Source organism: Microbacterium sp. cx-55, assembly GCF_021117345.1.
Taxonomy (GTDB): Bacteria; Actinomycetota; Actinomycetes; order Actinomycetales; family Microbacteriaceae; genus Microbacterium.
Genome location: NZ_CP088261.1, coordinates 1,196,298 through 1,221,057, shown reverse-complemented (window position 1 = coordinate 1,221,057; position 24,760 = coordinate 1,196,298). Strand labels below are relative to the sequence as shown.

The 24,760-nt window shown below is 69.7% G+C and carries 24 protein-coding genes, 1 tRNA gene and 1 rRNA gene; 6 read left to right on the top strand and 20 right to left on the bottom strand.

All coding sequences use genetic code 11. The features are described 5' to 3' along the window. Window positions 1–49: 49 nt before the first annotated feature. Window positions 50–123: transfer RNA gene (locus LQ938_RS05625), tRNA-Pro, on the bottom strand. Window positions 124–341: 218 nt separating this feature from the next. On the opposite strand from LQ938_RS05625, the gene LQ938_RS05620 reads away from it, so the two are divergent. The 4 genes from LQ938_RS05620 to LQ938_RS05605 all read left to right on the top strand — a co-directional run bounded on the left by LQ938_RS05620 (window position 342) and on the right by LQ938_RS05605 (window position 3,405). Beyond that, the gene (locus LQ938_RS05620) at window positions 342–923 is read left to right on the top strand and encodes a GNAT family N-acetyltransferase (protein ID WP_223721590.1); all 582 of its coding nucleotides are present in this window, start codon (window positions 342–344) and stop codon (window positions 921–923) included. A 24-nt stretch (window positions 924–947) separates the two neighbouring features. After that, window positions 948–1,649 carry a lysoplasmalogenase family protein gene (locus LQ938_RS05615; protein ID WP_223721591.1) on the top strand — a complete coding sequence of 234 codons (702 nt, stop codon included), beginning with the start codon at window positions 948–950 and terminating at the stop codon, window positions 1,647–1,649. Beyond that, window positions 1,646–2,032: an RNA-binding S4 domain-containing protein gene (locus LQ938_RS05610; protein WP_223721592.1), complete on the top strand. Its 387-nt coding sequence runs from the start codon at window positions 1,646–1,648 to the stop codon at window positions 2,030–2,032. The genes LQ938_RS05615 and LQ938_RS05610 overlap by 4 nt, the downstream gene beginning before the upstream one ends. An 89-nt stretch (window positions 2,033–2,121) precedes the next feature. Beyond that, the gene (locus LQ938_RS05605; protein ID WP_223721593.1) at window positions 2,122–3,405 is read left to right on the top strand and encodes an HNH endonuclease signature motif containing protein; all 1,284 of its coding nucleotides are present in this window, start codon (window positions 2,122–2,124) and stop codon (window positions 3,403–3,405) included. Window positions 3,406–3,517: 112 nt separating this feature from the next. Here the strand turns inward: LQ938_RS05605 and LQ938_RS05600 are convergent, their stop codons facing one another. After that, the gene (locus tag LQ938_RS05600) at window positions 3,518–4,504 is read right to left on the bottom strand and encodes an NUDIX domain-containing protein (protein WP_223721594.1); all 987 of its coding nucleotides are present in this window, start codon (window positions 4,502–4,504) and stop codon (window positions 3,518–3,520) included. 315 nt (window positions 4,505–4,819) lie between these two features. Here LQ938_RS05600 and LQ938_RS05595 point away from each other — a divergent pair, with 315 nt between their 5' ends. Continuing rightward, window positions 4,820–6,685: a ribonucleoside triphosphate reductase gene (locus tag LQ938_RS05595; protein WP_223721595.1), complete on the top strand. Its 1,866-nt coding sequence runs from the start codon at window positions 4,820–4,822 to the stop codon at window positions 6,683–6,685. Window positions 6,686–6,693: 8 nt separating this feature from the next. Beyond that, entirely contained in the window at window positions 6,694–7,434 is a 741-nt protein-coding gene (locus tag LQ938_RS05590; protein WP_223721596.1) for an anaerobic ribonucleoside-triphosphate reductase activating protein, read from the top strand. Window positions 7,435–7,441: 7 nt separating this feature from the next. Here the strand turns inward: LQ938_RS05590 and der are convergent, their stop codons facing one another. From der to rrf, 18 genes are all read right to left on the bottom strand, one after another. Next, entirely contained in the window at window positions 7,442–8,965 is a 1,524-nt protein-coding gene (der, locus tag LQ938_RS05585; RefSeq protein WP_223721597.1) for a ribosome biogenesis GTPase Der, read from the bottom strand. Further along, window positions 8,955–9,641, bottom strand: a complete 687-nt coding sequence (gene cmk / locus LQ938_RS05580) for a (d)CMP kinase (RefSeq protein WP_223721598.1) — start codon at window positions 9,639–9,641, stop codon at window positions 8,955–8,957. The genes der and cmk overlap by 11 nt, the downstream gene beginning before the upstream one ends. After that, complete coding sequence (locus tag LQ938_RS05575) at window positions 9,634–10,761, bottom strand: prephenate dehydrogenase (RefSeq protein WP_223721599.1); 1,128 nt, start codon at window positions 10,759–10,761, stop codon at window positions 9,634–9,636. Before LQ938_RS05575 ends, cmk begins: the two co-directional genes overlap by 8 nt. Beyond that, the gene (locus LQ938_RS05570) at window positions 10,758–11,546 is read right to left on the bottom strand and encodes a pseudouridine synthase (protein WP_223721600.1); all 789 of its coding nucleotides are present in this window, start codon (window positions 11,544–11,546) and stop codon (window positions 10,758–10,760) included. The genes LQ938_RS05575 and LQ938_RS05570 overlap by 4 nt, the downstream gene beginning before the upstream one ends. Before the next feature lie 31 nt (window positions 11,547–11,577). After that, window positions 11,578–12,252 (bottom strand): SMC-Scp complex subunit ScpB, encoded by a 675-nt coding sequence (scpB, locus tag LQ938_RS05565; RefSeq protein WP_223721601.1) that lies wholly within the window; start codon window positions 12,250–12,252, stop codon window positions 11,578–11,580. Beyond that, a complete protein-coding gene (locus LQ938_RS05560; RefSeq protein ID WP_223721602.1) occupies window positions 12,242–13,093 on the bottom strand; it encodes a segregation and condensation protein A in 852 nt (283 codons plus the stop codon). The genes scpB and LQ938_RS05560 overlap by 11 nt, the downstream gene beginning before the upstream one ends. Beyond that, the gene (locus LQ938_RS05555) at window positions 13,077–13,955 is read right to left on the bottom strand and encodes a ParA family protein (protein WP_223721603.1); all 879 of its coding nucleotides are present in this window, start codon (window positions 13,953–13,955) and stop codon (window positions 13,077–13,079) included. Before LQ938_RS05555 ends, LQ938_RS05560 begins: the two co-directional genes overlap by 17 nt. A 136-nt stretch (window positions 13,956–14,091) precedes the next feature. After that, a complete protein-coding gene (locus tag LQ938_RS05550) occupies window positions 14,092–14,688 on the bottom strand; it encodes a vitamin K epoxide reductase family protein (protein WP_223721604.1) in 597 nt (198 codons plus the stop codon). A gap of 218 nt (window positions 14,689–14,906) precedes the next feature. Beyond that, window positions 14,907–15,830: a site-specific tyrosine recombinase XerD gene (locus LQ938_RS05545; protein ID WP_223721605.1), complete on the bottom strand. Its 924-nt coding sequence runs from the start codon at window positions 15,828–15,830 to the stop codon at window positions 14,907–14,909. Between the two features lies 1 nt (window position 15,831). Continuing rightward, window positions 15,832–16,416, bottom strand: a complete 585-nt coding sequence (locus tag LQ938_RS05540) for an NUDIX domain-containing protein (protein ID WP_223721606.1) — start codon at window positions 16,414–16,416, stop codon at window positions 15,832–15,834. A gap of 1 nt (window position 16,417) precedes the next feature. Further along, entirely contained in the window at window positions 16,418–18,121 is a 1,704-nt protein-coding gene (locus LQ938_RS05535; RefSeq protein ID WP_223721607.1) for a CTP synthase, read from the bottom strand. Between the two features lie 14 nt (window positions 18,122–18,135). Then, entirely contained in the window at window positions 18,136–19,833 is a 1,698-nt protein-coding gene (gene recN, locus LQ938_RS05530) for a DNA repair protein RecN (protein ID WP_223721608.1), read from the bottom strand. Next, window positions 19,830–20,774: an NAD kinase gene (locus LQ938_RS05525; RefSeq protein WP_223721609.1), complete on the bottom strand. Its 945-nt coding sequence runs from the start codon at window positions 20,772–20,774 to the stop codon at window positions 19,830–19,832. Before LQ938_RS05525 ends, recN begins: the two co-directional genes overlap by 4 nt. Then, window positions 20,771–21,571, bottom strand: a complete 801-nt coding sequence (locus tag LQ938_RS05520) for a TlyA family RNA methyltransferase (protein ID WP_223721610.1) — start codon at window positions 21,569–21,571, stop codon at window positions 20,771–20,773. Before LQ938_RS05520 ends, LQ938_RS05525 begins: the two co-directional genes overlap by 4 nt. Further along, a complete protein-coding gene (locus LQ938_RS05515; protein ID WP_223721611.1) occupies window positions 21,568–21,732 on the bottom strand; it encodes a hypothetical protein in 165 nt (54 codons plus the stop codon). The genes LQ938_RS05520 and LQ938_RS05515 overlap by 4 nt, the downstream gene beginning before the upstream one ends. A 39-nt stretch (window positions 21,733–21,771) precedes the next feature. Continuing rightward, window positions 21,772–22,800: an HAD-IIA family hydrolase gene (locus LQ938_RS05510; RefSeq protein WP_223721612.1), complete on the bottom strand. Its 1,029-nt coding sequence runs from the start codon at window positions 22,798–22,800 to the stop codon at window positions 21,772–21,774. Beyond that, entirely contained in the window at window positions 22,800–23,666 is an 867-nt protein-coding gene (locus LQ938_RS05505; protein WP_223721613.1) for a hypothetical protein, read from the bottom strand. The genes LQ938_RS05510 and LQ938_RS05505 overlap by 1 nt, the downstream gene beginning before the upstream one ends. Before the next feature lie 950 nt (window positions 23,667–24,616). Next, a 5S ribosomal RNA gene (gene rrf / locus LQ938_RS05500) occupies window positions 24,617–24,733 on the bottom strand. Window positions 24,734–24,760 lie beyond the last annotated feature (27 nt).

The following is a 24,760-nucleotide window of genomic DNA, read 5'->3' as shown; positions in this document are numbered from 1 at the left end:
GATCTCACGACTTCATAAAAATACCTTCTGATCAGGTATTTTACATCTGTCGGGCTGACAGGATTTGAACCTGCGACCCCCTGACCCCCAGTCAGGTGCGCTACCAAGCTGCGCCACAGCCCGTGGCATTCAATTTTCAGTTATTCGGGCCTTCCGGGAAGGGTGAACCCCTTAACCCCCAGTCAAGTGCGCTACCAAGCTGCGCCACATCCCGATGTCGCCCGCACGCGGGCAACTAGACCATCTTAGCCGACCCCGTGACCGCCCGCGAACCGCCGTGCGCTCCGTGTCTGCATCCGCCCGCCGTAGACCGTGTCGGCGGCCACCAGTACCTTCGCGCCATGAGCCCCGTCGCCGTGCTTCCCGCAGGACCCGGCCGTTTCGATGACGTCGAACATGCCCTCACCGGCGGGGGCGACGGCGCATCATGCCAGTGCCAATGGTGGACTCTGACGAACGCCGACTACTCGCGGTCCACCCGCGAGGAGCGTGCCGAGCTGATGCGCGCGGAAACCCTCGCCGCCACGCCACCGGGGCTCGTCGCACAGATCGACGGCGAGACCGCCGGCTGGGTGCGCGTCGGCCCACGCACGCTTCTACCCCGCCTCTCGCGCACCCGAATCTACGCGGCACATTCTTCCGAGCCGTGGGACGACGAGACGGTTTGGGCGGTGAGCTGCTTTTCGGTGCGGCGGGAGTTCCGCCGACAGGGCGTCGCGAGGACCCTCCTTACACACGCCATCGACTTCGCCCGCGGCCACGGCGCTCGGCTCCTCGAGGCCTATCCGGTCGACACCGATGTCACCGACGCCAGCACTAACGAGCTGTACCGAGGCGCGCTTCGCACCTTTCGGGGCGCGGGGTTCGTCGAGACCGCCCGGGCACGCGCCGACCGCCCCATCGTCGCGCTCGCGCTGACCTGAGGCAGGGCGCGCTACCGTGGGGCGGTGGGCACCGCAGCGAAACCCGACTCCCGCGCCGCACTGCCGCAGAACTGGTGGTGGGGCTTCGTCGCCTTCGCCGCGCTCGCCCTCGTGCACGTGACCGCTCTCGCCCTGGATGCGGACGCCGTCGCGGCACCGACGAAACTGGCGCTCATGCCGGTTCTCGCGGTCGCCGCGCCCTGGGCCGGACGGGGGTCCGGATGGGGAACCCCCTTCACCCTGCTCTTCGTGGCCCTCGCCTTCTCCTGGCTCGGCGACGGCGCCGCGACATTCTTCCCCTTCGCACCGACCCTGCCGGTCATGCTGCTCAGCTTCGGTCTCGCGCACCTCGCGTACATCTGGCTCTTCGTGCGTCACCTGCGCGGCACGCGCCAACCCGCGTGGTCGTGGATCTACGCCGCCTGGTGGACCCTCCTCCTCGTCCTCCTGTGGCCGCACCTCGGCGCACTCGCCCTTCCGGTCGCGGCCTACGGCGTCGTGCTCGCCGGCACCGCATTCACGGCCGCGCGCAGCGGCCCCGTGATCGCAGCCGGCGGCGCGTTCTTCCTCGCATCCGACACGGTCCTTGCGTTCCGCCTCTTCCTCCCCGACGCCATGCCCGACTGGACCAGCCCGCTCGTCATGGTCACCTACTGCCTCGGGCAGGCGTTGCTGGTCGTCGGCGTCGTGACCGCCTCACGCGCGCGCGAGGCGGTGGCACGATGACGGATGCGGTCAGCCCCGTGCGCGTGGACTCCTGGCTGTGGGCGGTGCGCGTCTACAAAACACGCTCCGCTGCGACGACCGCGTGCCGCGCCGGGCACGTCCGCATCGGCGGTGACCGCGCGAAGGCCGCACAGCAAGTGCGACCCGGCGACGAGGTGCGCGTGCGCATCGCGGGTTTCGACCGCATCCTCGTCGTCCGCCAGACCATCACGAAGCGCGTCAGTGCCCCGCTCGCCGCGGCCGCCGTCGACGATCAGACGCCTCCCCCGCCTCCCCGGGAATCCGTGCCGTTCGTGCCGACGCGGGACCGGGGCGCCGGACGCCCGACCAAACGCGAACGCCGCGACCTCGATCGGCTCCGGGGGTATACGACCGAGGAGTGACGCCCTCCTCGCCGCCTCGCCGAGCGCGCGTTCTGCGGTGCACCGTCGACGTTCGAACGAATGTCCGAGGTTCGCGCGACAATAGGAACATGTCCGAACAGCGCACGCTGAGCCCCATCGAGGCCGAAGTCGCACTCCTCGATGCGCTGGTTCTGGGGGTCGAGAACGCCCGCTCGACGATCGCCGCGATGCAGGCGCTCGAAGTGACGTTGATGGCGACCGCCGCCGCCATCGCCGAAGATCAGATGTCTCGCGTCACCGACCGATCGACCCGTGACCGTGAGATGCCGATCCGTTCGCTCGCGGCCGAGTTCGCCTCCGCACTCCGCGTGAGTGATCGCACCGTGCAGCGCCAGCTCGTCGAGTCATCGGCGATCGCGCGGCGACTCCCACTGTCGCTGGCCGCTCTCGGCGAAGCACGCATCTCCCGCGCTCACCTGCGGGTGATTGCGGAGGCCGGCATCCACCTCGAGGATGACGAGGCACGTGCCGCGTTCGAGCGAGACGTTCTCGCGGTGGCCGAGCGAGAAACGCCCGGCCGCCTGCGGCCCGTCGCTCGTCGGCTGGCGGAGCGCGCAGAACCACGGTCGCTCACCGAGCGCCACGCCGAGGCCAGCCGGCAACGCGGCGTGTTCGTGCGCGATCTCGACGATGGCATGAGCGAGCTGCTGGCGATTCTGCCGTCGGTTCTCGCGCACGGCGCGCACGACCGGCTCACACAGTTTGCTCGGCAGATCCACGACGCGACTGGCGCAGACGACCGCGACCCGCGCACGATGGACGAGCTCCGCGCCGACCTGCTGAGCGATCTCGTCCTCACGAGCACGCCCGATTCCGTGGGGTCGGGGCCCGGGGAGGGCAGCGGGCTCTCGGCAATCCGCGCCTCGGTTCGGATCACGATCCCGGTGACAAGTCTCGTGGGCGACGACGGACCGGCTGAACTCGACCGCTCCGGACCGATCGACGCGGCGACGGCCCGACTTCTGGCGGGCAGCGCGACCGGGTGGGAACGAATCTTCACCGATCGGATCACCGGATGCGTGCTCGCGGTCGATCGATATCGCCCGACCGAGCAGATGCGGCGCGCGCTCATGGTTCGCGACGGGCATTGTCGTTTTCCCGGATGCCGAATGCCCGCTTCCCGGTGCGACCTCGATCACACCGTGGATCATGCGCTCGGCGGTCCGACCGCGGTCTGCAACCTCGCGCATCTCTGCCGACGACACCACTCGTTGAAGCACGCCACGGCGTGGAGTGTGCGTCAACTCCCGCACGGAGATCTGGAGTGGACGAGCCCCCTCGGACGCCGATACCCCGACACTGCGGAGAACCGCGTCGTGTTCGCCTCGAGCGTCGACCCGCCACCGTCCTGAGCCGGGGTGATGAGGGCGCGAGCCCGGCGGGGCGGTGGGCCTATCCCCGCCAGGAGGGAGCGGGCGTGCGCCCGCGCGAGGGGCGGGCGGGAGTGCGCCCGCGCGCGTTCCGCTACTCCGCGAGCAGGTTGAGCAGCCAGCCCGCGCTACGCACGTCCGCGCCGGCCGCAGTGCTGCGCGCCGAAAGCTCGCGATCGCTCGTCACCACGGTCACCCGGTATCCGGATGCGGTCGCCCGCACGACCTGCGCGACGATCTCGTCATCCCCCGCGCCCGGCGCATCGACGGCCCGAACGGCGTCGCTGATGCGCTCCGCTCCATCCGCAAGCGAACCGCCCGCCTCGGCAGCACCCGCACCCGCACCACGCGCAGTACCCGCACCTCGCTCAGCGCTCGCGCCCCGCGCGGCACCCTCGCGAACGACCACGAACTCCGGGAACCAGTGCGCCGCTTCCAACCCCAACGCCGCTGCCGGAACACCTGCATCGGCCAACAACGCGATGCGCTCGATTAGGCGAGCCGTCGCCCCGGCGCGATCGCGCCACCATCCGTCGGGAACAGATCCCACGACGTTCGCCGCATCCACGATCACCAGGGGACGCACATCGAGCAGGCGCCGCAGACCGGCCCACGAACTCGCGAACCCCGGATGCAGCGGATACCCATCGATCTCCGCGACCGGCACCCACGCCAACGCCAGGCTCTCCGGATCGCTGATCACGGGCTCGAACGGCACGACGACATCCGCCACAAGAGTCGTGTACGACCAGTACCCGAGGTCCAGAACACCGAGAAGGCGCGGGCGAACAGACCCGTCCGGCACCCCGGCCTCTTCGGTCGCCTCACGGATGGCGGCATCCGTCGCCGACTCGCCCTCGTGACGCGCACCGCCGGGCAGCGCCCAGGTGCCGCCGTGATGGCTCCACGCCACACGGTGCTGCAACAGGACACCGAGTTCCGGATCGAGCGCGAGGAGGCCCGCGGCGCCGAATCGACCCCAGTACCGCTCACCCGAAGGCGCCTCCACCCAGGCATCACCCGGATCGCGGGGGCCCTGCGGGCGCCGCGGCTCGCCGGATTCGGGCGGCAGGATCGTCATCGCTCCAGCCTGTCACACCGGCACCACGACGAAACGACACGTGTCATGAACCAAGGGGTTTTCACGGCGATCCAACGCGCACCGGGCGACGCGATCTGGGATCACGCGCGCGCGAGTACGCCCCGAGAACCTCCCGGGCGAGAACGACGCGCACGACTGTACGAGCTCACAAAGGCGCCTCCGCCGCATCCGCACGCGCACTGTGCCGACAGCACATGTCGTGTGCGATCGCCGCACAGGCCCCCATATATTGCGTTTCGACGACGCTCCACCGACCCGCAGCGCCGCCTCCCCTCACCGCACCAGGAGCGCGCCATGACCCCCACCTCGACCCCCAACCCCGCCCCGACCAGCCCCACCACCGCAACGCCTCGCACCATCGCGGTCGCCGAGACGATCGACGAGTACCTGCGCCGCCAGGACTGGCGGGTGAACGCGAACGCCAACCAGGGCTACTCGCTCGGCGGACTCATCCTGAACGCCTCCGGCAAGCTGATCGCCAACTACTGGCTCGACGAGGTCTACTCCCCCGCCGCCGGCGCCGCCCACCGCGACGGCGACCTGCACATCCACGACCTCGACGTCTTCGCCGGCTACTGCGCCGGATGGTCGCTGCGGAACCTCCTCGAGCAGGGCTTCAACGGCATCCCGGGCAAGATCTCCTCCGCGCCCGCCCGCCACTTCTCCAGCGCACTCGGCCAGATCGTGAACTTCCTCGGCACCCTCCAGAACGAGTGGGCCGGCGCGCAGGCCTTCAGCTCCTTCGACACCTACCTCGCCCCATACGTGCGCCTCGACGGCCTGACCCAGACCGACGTACGCCAGGGCATCCAGGAGATGGTCTTCAACCTGAACGTTCCGTCCCGCTGGGGAACGCAGACGCCGTTCACGAACCTCACGTTCGACTGGACCTGCCCCGACGACCTCGCCCCCCAGCATCCGCTCGTCGGCGGGCAGGTCGCCGACTTCACCTACGGCGACCTCGCCCCCGAGATGGCGATGATCAATCGTGCCTTCATCGACGTGATGACCGCCGGCGACAGCGACGGCCGTGCGTTCACGTTCCCCATCCCGACCTACAACATCACCCCCGACTTCGACTGGGACACCCCCGAGGTCGATGCTCTCTTCGCGATGACCGCCAAGTATGGCCTCCCCTACTTCCAGAACTTCCTGAACTCCGACCTCGATCCGCACATGATCCGATCCATGTGCTGCCGCTTGCAGCTCGACCTCACCGAGCTCCTCAAACGCGGCAACGGACTCTTCGGTTCGGCCGAGCAGACCGGGTCCATCGGCGTCGTCACCATCAACTGCGCCCGCCTCGGATTCGTGCACGCGGGCGACCGCACCACGCTCCTCGCCCGACTGGACGCACTGCTCGAGATCGCCCGCGACTCTCTCGAAGCCAAACGGGACGTCATCGGCCACCACCTCGCAGGCGGCCTGTTCCCCTACACCCAGCGCTATCTCGGCACCCTCGAGAACCACTTCTCGACGATCGGCGTGAACGGCCTCAACGAGCTCGTCCGCAACTTCACCCACGGCCAGGACGACGTCACCACCGCATCCGGCATCGCTCTCGCCGGCACAATCCTCGATCACGTGCGCGATCGGATGGTGGAGTTCCAAGAGCAGACCGGCCACATGTACAACCTCGAGGCGACCCCCGCCGAGAGCGCGACCTACCGGTTCGCGAAATCGGATGGCGAGCACTTCGGTCCCGCGGCGATCCTGCAGGCCGGAACGGCCACGAACCCGTATTACACGAACTCCTCGCAGCTTCCCGTCGGATTCACCGACGACGCCTTCGAGGCCATGACGCTGCAGGAAGAGCTCCAGCAGAAGTACACCGGCGGCACCGTTCTCCACCTCTACATGGGCGAAGCCGCCCCGTCAGCCGCGGCGTGCCGCGCGCTGGTGCGCCGCGCGCTCGAGCAGTTCCGCATCCCGTACATCACGGTCACCCCGACCTTCTCCATCTGCCCCGCCCACGGGTACCGATCCGGCGAGCACGAACTCTGCCCGGACTGCGGCGCGACCTGCGAGGTGTGGACCCGGGTGATGGGCTACTTCCGCCCGATCTCGTCGTTCAACATCGGCAAGCAGGGCGAGGCGGCCGAGCGGGTTCCATTCTCGTTCCGCGCGGCCGAGGCGTACCTCGTGCCGGATGCGGTCTGAGCGCCGCCGTGTCTGCCGCACACCTCCCCGCGACCGGAGTACCCCGGGCGGTCGGCCTCCGCATCGCGGGACTCACCCGGCTATCGACCGTCGATCGGCCGGGCATGCTCGTCGCGACCGTCTTTCTGCAGGGGTGCCCCTGGGACTGCGTGTACTGCCACAATCCCGACCTGATCGACCCCCGCACCCCGGGGGCGCTGACGTGGCCGGACGTCCTGACCTTCCTCGGCACCCGCACCGGCCTGCTCGACGGCGTCGTCTTCTCGGGCGGCGAACCGACGATGCAGCGCGGTCTGGGCGCCGCGATCGACGACGTCCGGCGCCTCGGATTCTCCGTCGGGCTCCACACCGGGGGTCCGTATCCGGCGCTGCTCGCCCGCATCCTGCCGAAGGTGGACTGGATCGGAATCGACGTCAAGGCACGATTCGCCGAGTACGGTCAGGTCACCGGGCGCCCCTCGAGCGGGCGGGCAGCCGAACGCTCGCTCGAACTCGTGATCGCGAACCACCTCGTGCGGCGCGACACGCCGCGTCCCCTCGGGTACGAGGTGCGCACCACCGCGCATCCGGACCTCACCGACGACACCGGGCTCGCCGCGCTCGGCCACGACCTCGCCGAGCGGGGCGTCGAGACGTGGGCGCTGCAGCGCTACCGGCCGACGGGCGCCCGCTCGGGGACACCCGTCCGCTCGGCGCTGCAGTTCGACGAACTTCCGCGGGAGCGGTTCACCGAAGTCATCGTCCGGTGAACCCGGCTCAGCGCTGCTTCTTCTCGCGCACTCGCATATTCACCAGGATCGGGGTTCCCTCGAAGCCCCAGATCTCACGGAGACGACGCTGGATGAACCGGCGGTAGCCAGGGTCCAGGAAGCCGGTCGTGAACAGCACGAAAGTCGGCGGGCGGGTGCTCGCCTGCGTGCCGAACAGGATGCGGGGCTGCTTGCCCCCACGAAGCGGATGCGGGTGCTCGGCCACGAGTTCGGAGAGGAACGCGTTGAACTTGCCGGTCGAGATGCGCTGATCCCAGGAGGCGAGCGCGGTCTCGAGCGCGGGCACGAGGCGGTCGAAGTGCCGACCGGTGCGGGCGGAGATGTTGACCCGCGGCGCCCACGCGACGTGCGCGAGGTCCTGCTCGATCTCACGCTCGAGGTACCGACGCCGGTCGATTCCCTCCATGTCGTCGTCGTTCAGCCGGTCCCACTTGTTGAAGGCGAGCACCAGGGCGCGACCGGATTCGAGCACCAGGTCGATGATGCGCACGTCCTGCTCGCTGAGCGGCTGCGAGACGTCCAGAACGACGACGGCGACCTCCGCTTTTTCGAGCGCGGCCGAGGTGCGCAGCGACGCGTAGAAGTCCGCACCCTGCTGCAGGTGCACGCGGCGACGGATGCCGGCGGTGTCCACCAGGCGCCACAGCTTGCCGCCGAGCTCGACGACCTCGTCCACCGGGTCGCGGGTCGTGCCGGCGAGCTCGTTGACGACAACGCGCTCCTCACCGGCCGCCTTGTTCAGCAGCGACGACTTGCCGACGTTCGGGCGGCCGAGGATCGCGACGCGACGCGGGCCGCCGATCTCCTGCTTGCCGACGGCCGAGACCTCCGGCATCACCTTCATGAGCTCGTCGAGCATGTCGGCGACGCCACGACCGTGAATGGCCGACACCGGATACGGCACCCCGAGGCCGAGGTTCCAGAGCGCGGCCGCCTCCGGCTCCTGGCGGGCGTCGTCGATCTTGTTCGCGACGACCATGACCGGCTTGCCGCTGCGGCGGAGCAGCTTCACGACGTGCTCGTCGGTCGCGGTCACCCCGACCATCGCGTCGACGACGAACATGACGACGTCGGCGAGGTCGATCGCGATCTCGGCCTGCAGCGCGACCGAACGGTCGATACCGCGGGCATCCGGCTCCCACCCGCCGGTGTCGACCAGCGAGAAGCGACGGTCGAGCCACTCGGCCTTGTAGATCACGCGGTCACGGGTGACACCGGGAGTGTCTTCCACGACGGCCTCACGACGGCCGAGGATCCGGTTCACGAGCGCGGACTTGCCGACGTTCGGGCGGCCCACGATGGCGACGACCGGAAGAGCCGCGGAGTACTCGATCCCGTCGCCCTCGCCGAGAAGGCCCGCGAGAACGTCGGCATCCTCGTCATCGAGGTCGTAGTCCGACAGCCCCTCGCGGAGCGCCGACGCACGCTGTTCGGCCAGCGTCTCATCGATGTCCGCCAACCGCTCCTCGAGCTGATCGGGCCCTGCTTCGTATTCGTCTTCAGCGCGCATTCTGCACCTCCTGCATCTTCGCGACGACAGCGAGAAGCGCCGTCACCGATCCTTCGAAATCGAGTTCGGTCGTGTCCACGACCTCCACGCCCGGCGCCGCCGACATGAAATCCACGACGGCGGAATCCGATGCGTCGCGGCGGTGCAGCGCATCGGCGACGGCAGCGGCGTCCGCATCCGTCATCTCCGCCGAACGGCGGGCCGCGCGCACCTCGGGAGACGCGGTGAGCAGCACCCGGACGGGGGCGTCGGGCGCCACCACGGTCGTGATGTCGCGGCCTTCCACCACCACGCCGGCGCGGTCGGAGTCCGCGATCAACGCGCGGAACCGATCGTTCACGGCGTGCCGCACGACCGAGACCCGGGCGACGCCGCTGACCGCGTCGGCCACGCGGGGTTCACGGATGGCAGAGGTCACATCGACCTCGCCGACACGCACCCAGTAGTCGTCGGGATCGAGCGAGATCGCGGCGTCGAAATCGCCGAGCACCTCGACGACCGCGGTGGAGTCCGAGGTGTCGACACCGTGATCGAGCGCATGCCAGGCGAGCGCGCGATACACAGCACCGGTGTCGAGATAGCCGAACCGGAGGCGGCGGGCGGCCTCTTTCGACACCGACGACTTTCCGCTGCCGGCGGGACCATCCACCGCGACGATGAAGACGTCCTCATTCATGGGAACTGCTCGCAATCTTCCATCCGCGCTCTTCCAGGCCCGCGGCGGCGGGTCCGGCGGCGCTGGGTACGACACTGATCTCGGCGAGACCGAACTGGGCGCCCGGCGAATGCTCGAGGCGCAGGTCTTCGACGTTGACACCGAGCTCACCGAGCTCACCGAAGAGCCGGCCGAGCTGGCCGGGGGTGTCATCGACCATGACGACGACCGTTTCGAAGCGGCGGTTCTGACCGTGCTTGCCGGGGAGACGTTCGACACCCTGGTTGCCGCGTCGGATCGTGTCGGCCACGGCCCGTCGCGCACCCGGCGCCGTCGGCGCCCGCAGCGCGTCGGCGACGTCGGTGAGGTCACCGGCGAGCGCGTCGAGCACCTCGACGACCGGACCGGAGTTCGCCCCGAGGATCTGCACCCAGAGTTCGGGCGCTGAAGCAGCGATCCGTGTGGTGTCGCGCACGCCCTGCCCGGCGAGGCGGAGCGAGCCGTCTGGTGCGGAGACGAAACGGCCGGCGAGCAGGCTCGCGACGAGCTGGGGAACGTGCGACACGAGGGCGACCGAACGGTCGTGCTCCTCGGGAGTCATCTCGAGCGGCGTCGCCCCCAGATCCAGCGCGAGCCCCTCGACGAGCGCGAGATCGGATGCGGTGGTCTCACCGTCACGGCAGACGACCCACGGGCGTCCGATGAACAGGTCGGCGCGCGCGGCGATGGCCCCGCCGCGTTCGCGCCCGGCGAGCGGGTGCGAACCGATGTAGCGGCGGAGGTCGACGCCGCGCGAGCGGAGCTCGTGGAGGGGGGCGATCTTCACGCTCGCGACATCGGTGACGACGGCCCCCGGGAAAGCGGCCAGTTCGCGCTCGACGACATCGGCGGTCACATCGGGCGGCACGGCGACCACGACGAGCGCCGGGAGGTCGGCGGCGGATGCGGCGCGCCCCGCCCCGTAGTCGATCGCGAGCTGCAGTTGCGCGGGCGACGTGTCGGCCAACGCGACGTCGACGCCGAGAGCGGTCAGCGCGTGGCCGATGCTCGCCCCGAGGAGACCGGCACCGACGACGCGCACAAGGCCCGCCGTCCGCGGCGCGACGCGCGCGGGCACGCCTGCTGCGATGGTGTCGCTCACTCGTTCTCCTGCTCTTCGGGCGGCACCTCGCCGGCACCGCGGCGCGCGAGCGTGAGAAGCGCACCCCGCTCTATCGTAGTCAACTCCCGTGCGCGGCCCGCCGCGAGGGGTCCGAGGTGCAGCGGACCGAACTGGCGGCGCACGAGCTCGCGCACCGGGTGGCCGACCTCGGCCAGCATCCGTCGCACGATCCGGTTGCGTCCGGAGTGCAGCGTGAGCTCGACGAGGCTGGTCTCCCCCGACGTGTCGAGCAGGCGCGCCTTGTCGGCCGCGATCGGTCCGTCCTCCAGCTCGACCCCGCGGGTCAGACGCGCGATGGTCTGCGGCAGCACGCGTCCCTCGACCTTCGCGATGTAGACCTTGGTGACACCGAACGAGGGGTGCGCGAGCACGTGCGCGAGTCCGCCGTCGTTCGTGAGGATCAGCAGACCGCTCGTCTCCGCATCCAGACGCCCGACGTTGTAGAGGCGCTCCTCCCATTCCGCCGTGAACTGACGGAGGTCGGGGCGGCCCCGGTCATCCCGCATCGAGCTGACCACGCCGGTCGGCTTGTTCAGCATGACGTAGCGCTTGGACTGGTCGAGCTGGATGGCGACGCCATCGACGTCGACGAGATCGGTCTCCGGGTCGATCCGGCTGCCGAGTTCGGTGACGGTTTCGCCGTTGACGCGCACGCGGCCCTCGACGATCAGGTTCTCCGCGACCCGGCGGGAGGCGACGCCCGCGTTCGCCAATACCTTCTGCAGGCGAACGCCCTCGGTATCGAGCGTGCTGTCGTCGTTCATGGTGTGTCCTTCCGCGGAGAGCGCGTCGCGCTCACCGGATTGCTTCGTCGAAGCCCGCCGACCCGTCATCGAGCAGCGGCGAGATGTGCGGCAGCTCATCGAGGGCGTTGATCCCGAGGTGCTCGAGCAGCGCCTCGGTCGTGCCGTAGAGGATGGCGCCGGTCTCGCCGTCGTGTCCGACCTCGGTGATGAGCCCACGGCCCACGAGTGTTCGGACGACCGAGTCGACGTTCACGGCACGAATCGAGGCTACCTGACCGCGGGTGACAGGTTGCTTGTAGGCGATGACCGCGAGTGTCTCGAGCGCCGCCTGCGACAGGCGCGACGGCTGCTGCGTGCCGAGGAACTCGGCGATCAGCCGGTCGTATTCCTCACGCACGTAGAGGCGCCATCCGCCGCCGACCTCGCGCAGCTCGAACCCCCGCTGGGGCCCGTCCGACTGTCCGTCGTAGTCCGCGACGAGCGCCGCGATGGCCTTCCGCACCGCGGGCACGGGCGCGCTCACGGCGGCGGCCAGGCTCACCACGCTGTGCGACTCGTCCACGAGCAGCAGCACGGCTTCGAGTCGACGCGCGACCGAACCGACATCCTGCGGCCAGCCGGGACCGGTTTCGGGCTCGGTCGCGGGGGTCTCTTCGAACGCCCGACTCTCGCCGGACGGGCTCTCGACACCGCCGTTCGGCGTCTCCACGTGGTCAGCGGTCATAGTCGGCTCCCAGGGTGGCGAGGTTGTCGTCGGACCAGCGTTCCGCGCTCCAGCGCAGAGTGAGCTCCCCGAGCGGCTCCAGCTGCTCGAACGAGAGTGCCGAGTTCCGGTAGAGCTCGAGGATCGACAGGAATCGCGCGACGATGACGCCGGGCACCGTCACCCCGGCGATGAGGTCGCGGAAGTTCAGCGTGCCCTTCTCGCGCAGAAGGGTCACGACGATCGCCGCCTGCTCCCGGATGCTGACGAGCGGCGCGTGCAGATGATCGAGACCGACGATCGGAACCTCTTTCGGCGCCATCGCGAGCATGGCGAGCGCGGCGAAGTCCTCCGCGCTGAGGCTCCAGACGAGTTCCGGCGCGGCGCGGCGGTACTTCTCATCGATGCGCACGCTCCGGACGTGCCGGCGGTCTTCCCGCTCCAAGCATCGGGCGAACCACGTCGAGACCTCTTTGAACGCGCGGTACTGCAGCAGCCGCGCGAACAGCAGATCCCGCGCCTCGAGCAGCGCGACCGCTTCGGCGTCGACGAGCTCGCCCTGCGGCAGCAGCCCCGCGACCTTCATGTCGAGCAGCGTCGCCGCGACGACCAGGAACTGGGATGTCTCATCGAGCTCCGCATCCGGTCCGAGGGCCCGCAGGTAGGCGATGAACTCGTCGGTCACCGCGCTCAGCGAGACCTCGGTGATGTCGAGCTCGCGCTTCGAGATCAGAGAGAGAAGCAGGTCGAACGGGCCGTCGAACGCACCGACGGTGACACGGAAGCCCGAGTCGTCGGGCGCAGCGGGCGCGAGGGGTCCCGGATCGGATGCGGCGGGTTCGCGCTCAGGCGACGGCGCCACGGGCGACCAGCTCCCGCGCGAGCCGCAGATACGCCTGCGCGGCCGCATGTTCGGGGGCGAACTCGGTGATCGGCATGCCCGACACCGACGCATCCGGGAACTTCACGGTGCGGCCGATCACGGTTTCGAGGACGTCGTTCCCGAAGGCCTCCACCACCCGCTCCAGAACCTCGCGCGAGTGCAGCGTGCGGGGGTCGTACATCGTGGCGAGCACACCGTCGAGCGTGATGCTCGGGTTCAAGCGGTCGCGCACCTTGTCGATCGTCTCGATCAGGAGGGCCACGCCGCGGAGCGCGAAGAACTCGCACTCGAGCGGTATCAGCACGCCGTGGCTCGCCGTGAGCGCGTTGACCGTGAGGAGGCCGAGCGAGGGCTGGCAGTCGATCAGGATCACGTCGTAATCGGACGCGACATGGCGCAGCACGCGGGCGAGGATCGTCTCGCGCGCGACCTCGTTGACCAGGTGCACCTCGGCCGCCGACAGGTCGATGTTGGCGGGAATGACGTCGAGTCCCTCGACCGAGGTGTGCACGATCGTGGTCCGCGGGTCGCGCTTGGTGTCGAGCAGTAGGTCGTAGATGGTCGGCGCGTCATGCGTCTGGATGCCGAGCCCGGCCGAAAGTGCGCCCTGCGGGTCGAAGTCGACCGCGAGCACTTTGCGCCCGTAGGCCGCGAGCGAGGCAGCCAGGTTGATGGTCGTCGTGGTCTTGCCCACGCCACCCTTCTGGTTGCAGAGGGCGATGATGCGCGCAGGACCGTGGCTGTCGAGAGCGGGCGGCGTCGGGAACCCGTGATAGGGACGACCGGTCGGCCCGAGAAGCGTATCGTCCTTGCCGGACGACGTCCTCGTTGCCTTGCTCACGCGCTGCGCCACCGTACTCCCGATCTCTGGGTCCGTCGGAACTCCCGACCCGAACCCCTGCCTCGATTCTAGCGACGCCGAGCACGCCGCGCGGGAAGGGCATGCCGCAAACGGCATCGCCCGCGGCGACGGAACGTCAGAAGAGCGAGCCGAGCGCGTCGAGCCGCACCTGCGCGACGACCGCGATGAGGGCGAGGTTCACGATCGCGATGAGCGGCGCCCACGAGCGGAGCCACTGCCCGAACCCTCGTGAGCCGACGCCCCAGACGCCCGCGCGGAGGGTCCACCCGAGCGTCACCCAGAACAGCGGCACGGTCACGAGCCACACGATCATGCACCACGGGCAGAGCGACCCGTACTCGAAGATGCTGCGATACGCGAACAGGTGCACGAGCGCGAACCCGGCGGCGAGGAAGCACTGGTAGACGCGCCAGAACCAGAGTCGGTGGCCACCGGATGCGGCGAGCGCGCTCACACCCGCGTACACCGGGCCGAGGAACATCACGATGCCGATGATCGAGTTGCTGAAACCGAGCAGATTGCCGCCCGGCGAGAGCAGGTTGGGTCCGCACGTGACGATCACGCTCAGCTGGCACGACACGATCGCGTCGGCGCCGGTGAGCTGGCCGACGTACTCGAGGTACAGCAGGAACGAGACCGCCTCCCCGATGAGGCCCGCGACGATCCAGAAGATCGCCGTGGCGCGGGCGGGTGACGCGGTGCGGACGGGCATGGGTCGATCCTCGCCGCATCCGCCCGCGCACTTCGGTCCCGCCCGCCGGGAAAAACCCCGCCCGGCCGGTCACTGGGAGCGTCACGGGATTCGGAGATGTCACGGGATTCGGAGAAGAACGGCGCGGGCGCTCCGAATCTCATCGCATCTCCGAATCTCGCGACGGCGGATGCGGCAGCGACAGCGGATGCGGATGCTGCAGGAGCGACAGCGGCGGCTCAGCGCGCGCGGGGGTGCGCGGTCGTGTAGACATCGCGCAGGGTATCGACCGTGAGGTGCGTGTATATCTGCGTCGTCGCGACCGAGGAGTGCCCGAGGAGTTCCTGCACGACCCGGACGTCCGCTCCGCCCTGCAGCAGGTGGGTCGCGAAGGAGTGCCGGAGCGTGTGCGGCGACACGTGCGCATCGAGCCCCGCCCGCTCGGCCGCCGTCTGCAGCACCGCCCACGCACTCTGCCGCGACAACGGCGCCCCGCGCGCGCCGAGGAAGAGGCGCGGCGTGCTGCTGCCGCGCCGGGCGAGCTCGGGCCGCGCGCGCGTGAGGTACGCATCCGTCGCCGACCGCGCGAACGACCCCACCGGCACGATGCGCTCCTTCGCACCCTTGCCCCGCACCCTCAGCACGTCACCGTGCGCGAGGTCGTCGACGTCGAGCTGCACGATCTCCGACACCCGCGCGCCCGTCGCGTAGAGCAGCTCCACGAGGGCACGGTCCCGTACCGGAACCAGGTCGCTCACCGTCTCCGCCCCGGGCGCGGGGCCGGCGGCATCCAGCAGCCGCTCCACCTGGTCGATCGTCAGCGCCTTCGGCAGGCGCTGCGGCAGGGTCGGCGGCCGGAGGGCGGATGCGGGATCCTCCTCGGCACGACCCTCGCGAACGAGGAAGCGGTGCAGCCCCCGCACCGAGGACTGCAACCGCGCGAGCGACGTCGCCGCCGGACGCGGGTCGGCGCCGGCCCGCTCGGACACGAACTCGGCCACGAGGGCGGGCGTGACCGCTTCCGCATCCGTGATGCCGCGCGCCACCATCCACGCGACATACCCGGCGAGGTCGCGTCGATAGGCGGCGACGGTGTGGCCCGACAGACCGCGCTCGATCGTCACATGACGCAGGTACGCGTCGACGGCACGCTCGAGCTGCACGTCAGGACACCGCGCCGGCCCGCCTCAGCCGTTCCGCCGCGGCGAACGCCCCCGCCATCAAGATGCTGTTGCGCATCCTTCCGGCCAGAACGGCCGTCACGACGTCGTCGAGCGGCACCCACTCCTGGCGGATGTCGGCCTCTTCGTCTTCGCGCGTGTAATCCGCCGCGACCGTTCGCACCCCGCGGGCGAGAAAGATGTGCACGATCTCGTCGCTGCCTCCGGGCGTGGTGAACATGCTGACGAGCGGCTCCCACGACGACGCCTCGAGGTCGGCCTCCTCCGCGAGCTCTCGCCGCGCCGCGAGTTCCGGCGCCTCCCCGGGCACATCGAGCAGGCCCGCCGGGATCTCCCAGTCGCGATGACGGATCGGATGCCGATACTGCTGGATCAGCAGCATCCGCCCGTCGTCGTCGATCGCGACGACCGCCGCCGCTCCGGTGTGGTCGACGTACTGCCGCACCATCTCGCCGTCGTTGTAGCGAACCGTGTCGGACCGCACGTTCCAGACACGGCCCTCGTAGACGAGATCGCTCGCGAGCACCTCCGGGTCGAACGGTTCGTCGTGGAGCTCGGCGGCGGTCATCTCAGCCGTTCTCGACGTCGAAGAGCTCGCTCGAACGGTGCCGCTCGAGGGCCGCGCCGATCAGGCCGCGGAACAGCGGATGCGGCGCCGTCGGGCGCGAGCGGAGCTCGGGGTGCGCCTGCGTCGCGATGTAGTACGGGTGCACGTCGCGGGGCAGTTCGACGTACTCGACCAGCCCGAGCTCGGGGTTCAGACCCGAGAACACGATGCCCGCGGCGCTCAGCTGCTCGCGGTACGCGTTGTTGACCTCGTAGCGGTGACGGTGACGCTCCGACGCGCGGTCGGCACCGTACACCTCCGCAGCGATCGAACCCGCGGCGAGGTCGGCAGGGTACAGACCGAGCCGCATCGTGCCGCCCAGGTCGCCGCTCTCGAGGATGTCGACCTGCTCGGCCATCGTCGCGACGACCGGGTGTGGGGTCTGCGGATCGAACTCGCTCGACGATGCTCCCTCGAGACCCGCGACGTTCCGCGCGTACTCGATGACCATGCACTGCAAGCCGAGGCAGATGCCGAGCGTCGGAATCCCCTGTTCGCGGGCGAACCGGAGCGCACCGAGCTTTCCTTCGATCCCGCGGATGCCGAAGCCGCCGGGCACGATGATGCCGTCGAGCCCGGACAGGGCCTTCGCCGCGCCCTCGGGCGTCTCGCAGGTGTCGGAGGGGATCCAGGTGATCGTGACGTGGGTCTCGTGCGCGAAACCGCCGGCCTTCAGCGCCTCCGTGACCGACAGGTACGCGTCGGGCAGGTCGATGTACTTGCCGACCAGCCCGATCGTCACCTCGTGCTTCGGGTTGTGCACGGCGCCGAGCACCTGCTGCCAGCGCGACCAGTCGACCTCGGCCGCCTTGGCGAGACCGAGCGCGCGGACGATGTAGTCGTCGAGGCCCTGGTCGTGCAGCATCGTCGGGATGTCGTAGATGCTCGGCACGTCGACGGCGTTGACGACGGCGGACTCATCGACGTCGCACATCAGCGCGATCTTGCGCTTGTTGGACTCGGTGACGGGGCGGTCGCTGCGGAGCACGAGCGCGTCGGGCTGGATTCCGATCGAGCGGAGCGTCGCGACCGAGTGCTGGGTGGGCTTGGTCTTCTGCTCGCCGGACGCGCCCATGAAGGGCACGAGCGACACGTGCACGAAGAACACGTTCTGCCGGCCGAGCTCGTGACGGATCTGACGCGCGGACTCGATGAACGGCTGCGACTCGATGTCGCCGACCGTGCCGCCGATCTCGGTGATGATCACGTCGGGCTTCGGCGTCTGGTCGGCCTGCAGCCGCATCCGTCGCTTGATCTCGTCGGTGATGTGCGGAATGACCTGCACGGTGTCGCCGAGGTACTCGCCGCGTCGCTCGCGCGCGATCACCTGGGAGTAGATCTGTCCCGTGGTGACGTTGGCGGCCTGGCTGAGCTCGATGTCGAGGAAGCGCTCGTAGTGACCGATGTCGAGGTCGGTTTCGGCACCGTCGTCGGTCACGAAGACCTCGCCGTGCTGGAACGGGTTCATCGTTCCCGGGTCGACGTTCAGATACGGGTCGAGCTTCTGCATGACGACGTGAAGGCCTCGCGCAGTGAGGAGATTGCCGAGACTGGCGGCCGTTAGACCCTTACCCAACGAGGAGACGACACCGCCCGTCACGAAAATGTGCTTGGTGGTGTCGTCGTTCGAACCGTGAGAAAGGCCTGAGCCAGAAGAGTACGTCACGGGCTTCCATCCTATCAGCGGGTGGGACGAGCGAGCGCGAGCAACTCGCGCGCGTGGGTCAGAGCTGCGTCCGAGTCTGCCAACCCGGAGAGCAGACGCGCCATCTCGGCCTCACGATCGGCGCCCTCCAATCGCTGCACGCTCGAGGAAGTCACCGACCCGTCGTGGGCTTTGACGACGCTCAAGTGGTTGTTCGCGAAGGCCGCGACCTGCGCGAGATGGGTGACCGCGATGACCTGCGCGTTCTGCGCCAGCCGGGCGAGTCGCCGCCCGACCTCGATGGCGGCGGCACCGCCGATCCCGGCGTCCACCTCGTCGAACACGAAGGTCGGGACCGGGTCGGTTCCCGCGATCACGACCTCGATCGCGAGCATGACCCGGCTGAGTTCACCGCCGGAGGCTCCGCGCGAGACGGGCCGGGGTTCGGCGCCCGGATGCGGTGCCAACAGGATCGCGACGTCGTCGCGGCCGGCCACGGTCTCGGATCCTTCGCTCACCAGTACGTCGACGCGCGCATCCGGCAGCGCCAGTGCGCGCAGCTCCTCGGTCACGGCGGCACCGAGGCGCACCGCCGCCGCCGTCCGCCGGGCGGTCAGTTCGGCGGCGGCCTGATCGAGTGCGGCGGCGGCCGCATCCCGCTCGGCCTGGAGCCGCTCGACCCGGGTCCCGTCGTCCTCGAGCTCCGCGAGGCGGAGACCGCCGGATGACGCCAGGTCGCGCGCCGCGTCGAGCGAACCGTGCGCGCGCACGAGCACGGAGAGCACTGACCGCCGTTCCTCGACGGCGGCGAGCTCGGCCGGCCCGCTCTCGTCGAGGTCCGCGAGGTAGCCCGCGATCGTGGTCGCCAGATCCGTGAGCCGGTAGCCGATGTCCGCCGCCTGACCGGCGAGGTCCTGCAGGGTCTCGTCGCTCCCGGCGGCCCGCTCGAGCGCGCGTCGCGCCTCGGCGACGAGCGTCAGGGCATCCGGCGCCTCGTCTTCGTTCGAGAGCGCGGCGTGCGCGAGCGCGGCCGATTCGCGCAGCTCCTCGACGTTCGAGAGTCGCTCGGCCCGTTGCGCGAGCGCGACGTCCTCCCCCGCCTGCGGATCGACGGCTTCGATCTCCGCCAGGGCGACGCGGAGTTCCTCCGCCTCCCGAGCGCGCGCGTCCCGCGACGTCACGAGACCGTCGAGCTCCCGCGAGACGGCGCGCAGCGCGTCGTACGCCGCGCGATAGGTCGCCAGCGCGGAGCTGATCGCCGCGCCTCCGAACCGGTCGAGCGCGTCGCGCTGGGCCGCAGCGGACTTCAGCCGCAACTGGTCGGACTGACCGTGCACGACCACCAGGAGGTCGGCCAGATCGGCGAGAACGCCGACGGGCGCCGATCGTCCGCCGACCGTCGCGCGACTTCGGCCTTCGCCGCTCAGCGTTCGCCCGAGCATGAGCTCGGCGCGACCGTCACCGACGGGGTCGAGGTCGCCGCCCGCGTCGCGCACGCGCTCCGCCACCGGTCCGTCATCCGCCACGATCCACACGCCGTCGACCGCCGCGCCGCCCGTTCCGGAACGCACGGCGCCCGAGTCGGCGCGCTGGCCGAGCAGGAGCCCGAGGCCGGTCACGACCATCGTCTTTCCCGCGCCGGTCTCCCCGGTGATCGCGGTGAACCCGGGCCCGACGGGCAGGGTCGCATCGGCGATGACCCCGAGTCCGCGCAGCCGCATCTCCTCGATCACGAGGAGAGTCCCGAGGCGCCGTCCGAGACGGCGGGATCGGGGCCGCGCCATCCGGTGACCGGCAGGCGGAACTTCTGCACCAAACGGTCGGTGAATGCCGGCGGATGCAGCCGCGCCAGCCGCACCGGACGGGTGGAACGCCGAGCGACCACGCGCGCACCGGGCGGCAACTCGTGGGAACGCCGGCCGTCGCACCAGAGGATGCCGGTGCCGTTCGTCCGCGCGAGAACCTCGATCGCGACGGCGGCCTCCGGCCCCACGACGAGCGGCTTGGCGAACAGGGCGTGCGCAGAGAGCGGGACGACCGCGATGGCTTCCACGGTCGGCCAGATCACGGGCCCGCCCGCGGAGAAGTTGTAGGCGGTCGATCCGGTGGGCGTCGACACGACGACGCCGTCGCAGCCGAAGCTGGAGAGCGGCCGGCCATCGACCTCGATCACGACCTCCAGCATCCGTTCCCGGCTGGCCTTCTCGACCGTCGCCTCGTTCAGCGCCCAGGTCTCGTAGATCACGGCGCCGGATGCGTCTTTCACCCGCACCGAGAGCGCGAGGCGCTCCTCGACGCGATAGTCGCGGGCGATGACCCGGGCGACCGCGTCATCCATGTCATCGCGCTCGCTCTCTGCGAGGAACCCGACGTGGCCGAGGTTGATGCCGAGCAGCGGCGCGGTCCCCCCGCGCACCATCTCGGCGGCGCGGAGGATCGTGCCGTCCCCGCCCAGCACGATCGCGAGTTCGATCTCCGACAGCGGGATGTCGAGCCCCAGCGTCGGCAGGCTCGAGCACGCGGGCAGAAGCTCGATCAGCTCCGCGCGGTCGTCTTCTGCGAGGACCGGGACCGCACCCGCAGCGAGCAGCGCACCGATGACCCGCGCGGCGGCATCGACCGTGTCGTCGCGCCGCGCGTGCGCGACGATGAGGATGTAGCGTTCGCTGGTCATCGCACTCCCGTCAGCTCGATCACGGTGGATTCCCATTCTGTCGGAATGCTGCCGCCACGGCGGCCGAGATGCACGACGTACTCGCTGTTGCCGTGCGTTCCGAGAATCGGCGACGTGATGAGCCCGCGCACACCGAGGCCCTGATCCCACGCGGTCCACAGCACCTGCGATACGGCGTCCGCGCGGAGTGCCGCATCCGTCACCAGACCCCCGCGGACGGCCGTGCGCCCGACCTCGAACTGCGGTTTGATCAGCAGCACGATGTCGGTGTCGTCACCGGACACCGCGCGCACGGCGGGCAGCACGTGCCCGAGCGAGATGAACGACAGGTCACCCGTGATCACGTCGGGCGAGAACGGCTCCCCCACCGCCTCGGCGAGAGATTCAGGCGTCATGTAACGCACGTTGAACCCCTCGATCGAGGTGACGCCCGCATCGGCCGCCACCCGCGGGGCGAGCTGGCCGTGGCCCACGTCGACCGCGACGACACGTGACGCGCCCCGCTCGCGGAGCACCTGGGTGAACCCGCCGGTCGACGCTCCCATGTCGAGCGCCGCGCGCCCCGAAACGTCGATGGCGAAGGAGTCGAGGGCCGCGACGAGCTTGTGCGCCGCACGGCTGACGTAGTGGTCGGATGCGGCGACATCGATCGTGGTCTCCGCCGTCACGGAATGTGAGGGCTTCACGACCCCCATCCCATCGACGCGCACGAGACCGTCGGTGACCAGGGTTGCCGCGTGCGACCGGGATCGAGCGAGTCCTCGTGCGGCGAGCTCGGCGTCCAGGCGCGGACTCATGCGCCGGCCGGACCGGACTCGAGCCGGCGGGCAAGGTCGTCGAGGACCGCCGAGTACGCGGTCGCGCGAGCCGCGAGGGGCTGCTGCTCGATCACCTCGAGGGCCGGAAGCAGATCGTCGGGTCCGTCGTGGGGTGCCGCATCCGTCTCGTGACCGTCCATCCCTCCAGGATACGGTCGCGCCTGGCATCGGCGGGGACGTCAGGGACGGTGGAACGAATCCGCGTAGAGCTCTTCGGGAACGCGGAAGCCGAAGATCGCTCGTCCGCTCGCCCACACCGCGGCCGCACCCGCACGCACGAGGTCGATCGGACGGGAACCCGCCTCAAGGATGCGGAGGTCCGCGCCGTCGATCGCCACGCGCGCGTCGCGGACGATCGTGACATCGCCCTTGACCCGCGTCGCGGGGTAGGGCTCGTGGAGTTCACGCAGGTCGCCGAGGATAAAATCGGGTCGCGAGTTCGACGGCGCCGCGAGGACGTGTTTGGGCCGGTCGATACCGGTCAGAACGAGCGCAGACCGGATGCCGGCCGCTTGCGCGCCGGCGATATCGGTGTCGAGTCGGTCGCCGATGAAGAGCGGATGACGCGCACCGAAACGCGCCACGGCCTCTTCGAAGATCGGAATCTCCGGCTTGCCTGCCACCGTCGCGAGACGCCCGATGGCCGTATGCACGGCAGACACGAGCGTGCCGTTTCCCGGCGCGATGCCGCGCGACTGCGGGATCGTCCAGTCGGTGTTCGTTGCGATCCAGGGAATCCCACCCTCGTCCTCGGGAAGCTTCAGCGCGAACGCCGCCTCCGCGAGGTCGGACCAGCCCACGTGCGGCGCGAAACCCTGCACCACCGCCGCCGGAGAATCATCCGCGCTTCGCGTGACGACGTAACCGGCCTTCTCGAGTTCGAAGACCAGGCCCTCGCCGCCGACAACCATGATGACCGAGCCCGGCTCGACGCGCGTCTTCAGCAGACGCACCGCGGCCTGCGGGCTGGTCACGACATCGTCCGCCGCGACATGCAGACCCAGATCGGTCAGGTGCGCGGCGACGGACGCATCGGTTCGCGACGCGTTGTTCGTGATGAATCCGAGACGCCGAGTCTTCGCGGCTTCGTTCAGGCTTTCCACGGCGTACGGCAGCGCACCGGCACCGGCGTACACGACGCCGTCGAGGTCGGCCAGAACCGCATCCACGTCATCGAGCGGAGTCGCCGCACGGGAGAAGAGCGCCATCAGACGTCGTCTCGCGTGTCGTCCTCGCCCGATTCGGACGCCGCATCCGCCGCGTCGACCGACGCACCGTTCGGCTCGTCGAGATCGTCCGTGTCGATGTCCGACTCGGGCTCGGGCTCAACTTCACGTTCAGCTTCAGAGAGGTCGTCTGCGTCGTCGAGAGCGTCCTCGTCGAACTCCTCGACGACGAGGATCTCCTCGTCGGTGCCCACACCGGTGGAATCATCGATCGCGTCCGCGGCCACAACGGCTCGGCGGTGCCATTCCGCTGCTTCGTCGTCGCGCCCGAGCTCCTCGAGTACGGTCGCCCGCGCCTGGAAGAGCGACGGGCTCCACTCGAACGCGCGATCGGGATCGAGTTCCGGAATGTCCAGTTCGGTCAACGCGCGCGCAGGGTCGCCGAGGTCGAGCCGTGCGCCGGACATCGCGATCGCGAGTTCGACACGAGCGAGAGTGGGCAGCTCCGCGCGATCGACCGATCGGCCGAGTTCGACGGCGCGATCCGGGCGACCCACACCACGCTCGCTGTCGACCATGAGTGCCACCTGGTCCTCACGACCGGAGATGCGACGGTAAGTACGAAGCTCACGCAGCGCCAGGGCGTAATCTCCCAGCGCGTACGCCGTGATCGCGACGGTCTCGCGGACGACGGCGATGCGGCCAGCGCGACGGGACGCGGCCAGCGCGTGCTCGTGGGCCTTCTGGGGCTCTTCGTCGATGAGCTGAGCGGCCATTGCGAGGTGCCGTGCGACGGCCTCCGCGTTCTCCTTGCTCAGCGTCTTCAGCTCGTTGCGCGCACTCGGGTGTAGGTCCTTCGGCGTGATCTCGTCGGGGAGATCCGGCTCCGCTGCCTTCGCCGCACGCACATCGGCATCCTGTGGCGGACGCGTTCCCCGGTAGCCCCCACGATCGGACGAACCCCGATCAGAGGGGCGACCCGAGCGACGATCCGCTCCCCCGTCCTGACGGGGACGGTACGGACGGTCGCCGGAACCACCCTCGGTACGGGGACGGTAAGGGCGGTCGCCGGAACCACCCTCGGTACGGGGACGGTAAGGACGATCGCCGGAACCACCCTCGGTACGGGGACGGTAAGAACGATCGCCGGAACCACCCTCGGTACGGGGACGGTAAGAACGATCGCCGGAACCACCCTCCGTGCGCGGACGGTAAGAACGGTCCCCGGAACCGCCCTCCGTGCGCGGACGGTAAGGACGGTCGCCGGAACCACCCTCGGTGCGGGGACGATAAGGGCGGTCACCGGAAGAGCTGTCGTTGCGGGGACGGTACGGACGATCGCCCGAAGCGCTGTCACTACGGGGACGGTACGGACGGTCTCCCGAACCACCCTCCGTTCGGGGACGGTAGGGACGGTCACCGGAAGAACTGTCATTGCGGGGACGGTAGGGACGGTCTCCGGAACCACCCTCGGCGCGAGGACGGTACGGACGGTCCCCGGACGCACTGTCATTGCGGGGACGGGCGGGGCGCTCGCTCGAACCGCCCTCGGCACGGGGCCGATAAGGACGGTCACCCGAAGAGTTGTCGTTGCGAGGGCGATACGGGCGATCACCCGAACCCGCGCGATCGCCGGAACGACGATCTGCGCCACCGCTCCGACCCGTCGACGAAGACCCGCCTCGAGCGGGACCATCGGAAGAACGTCGGGGACGCTGTCCATCCCCGGAGCGTCGACGGTCGTCGTCGCCCTTTTTATCGCGATCGTTCTCCGACATCTCGTCTCCTTCTGGAGGGTGTCCGTAACGCAGGAAAGGCCACCCGTCACTGGGTGGCCTTTACTGTTTTGTGAAAAGAAGTCCGGCGGTGTCCTACTCTCCCACAGGGTCCCCCCTGCAGTACCATCGGCGCTGAGAGGCTTAGCTTCCGGGTTCGGAATGTGACCGGGCGTTTCCCTCTCGCTATGGCCGCCGAAACACTATTGATGTTTCAGTCTGCATAA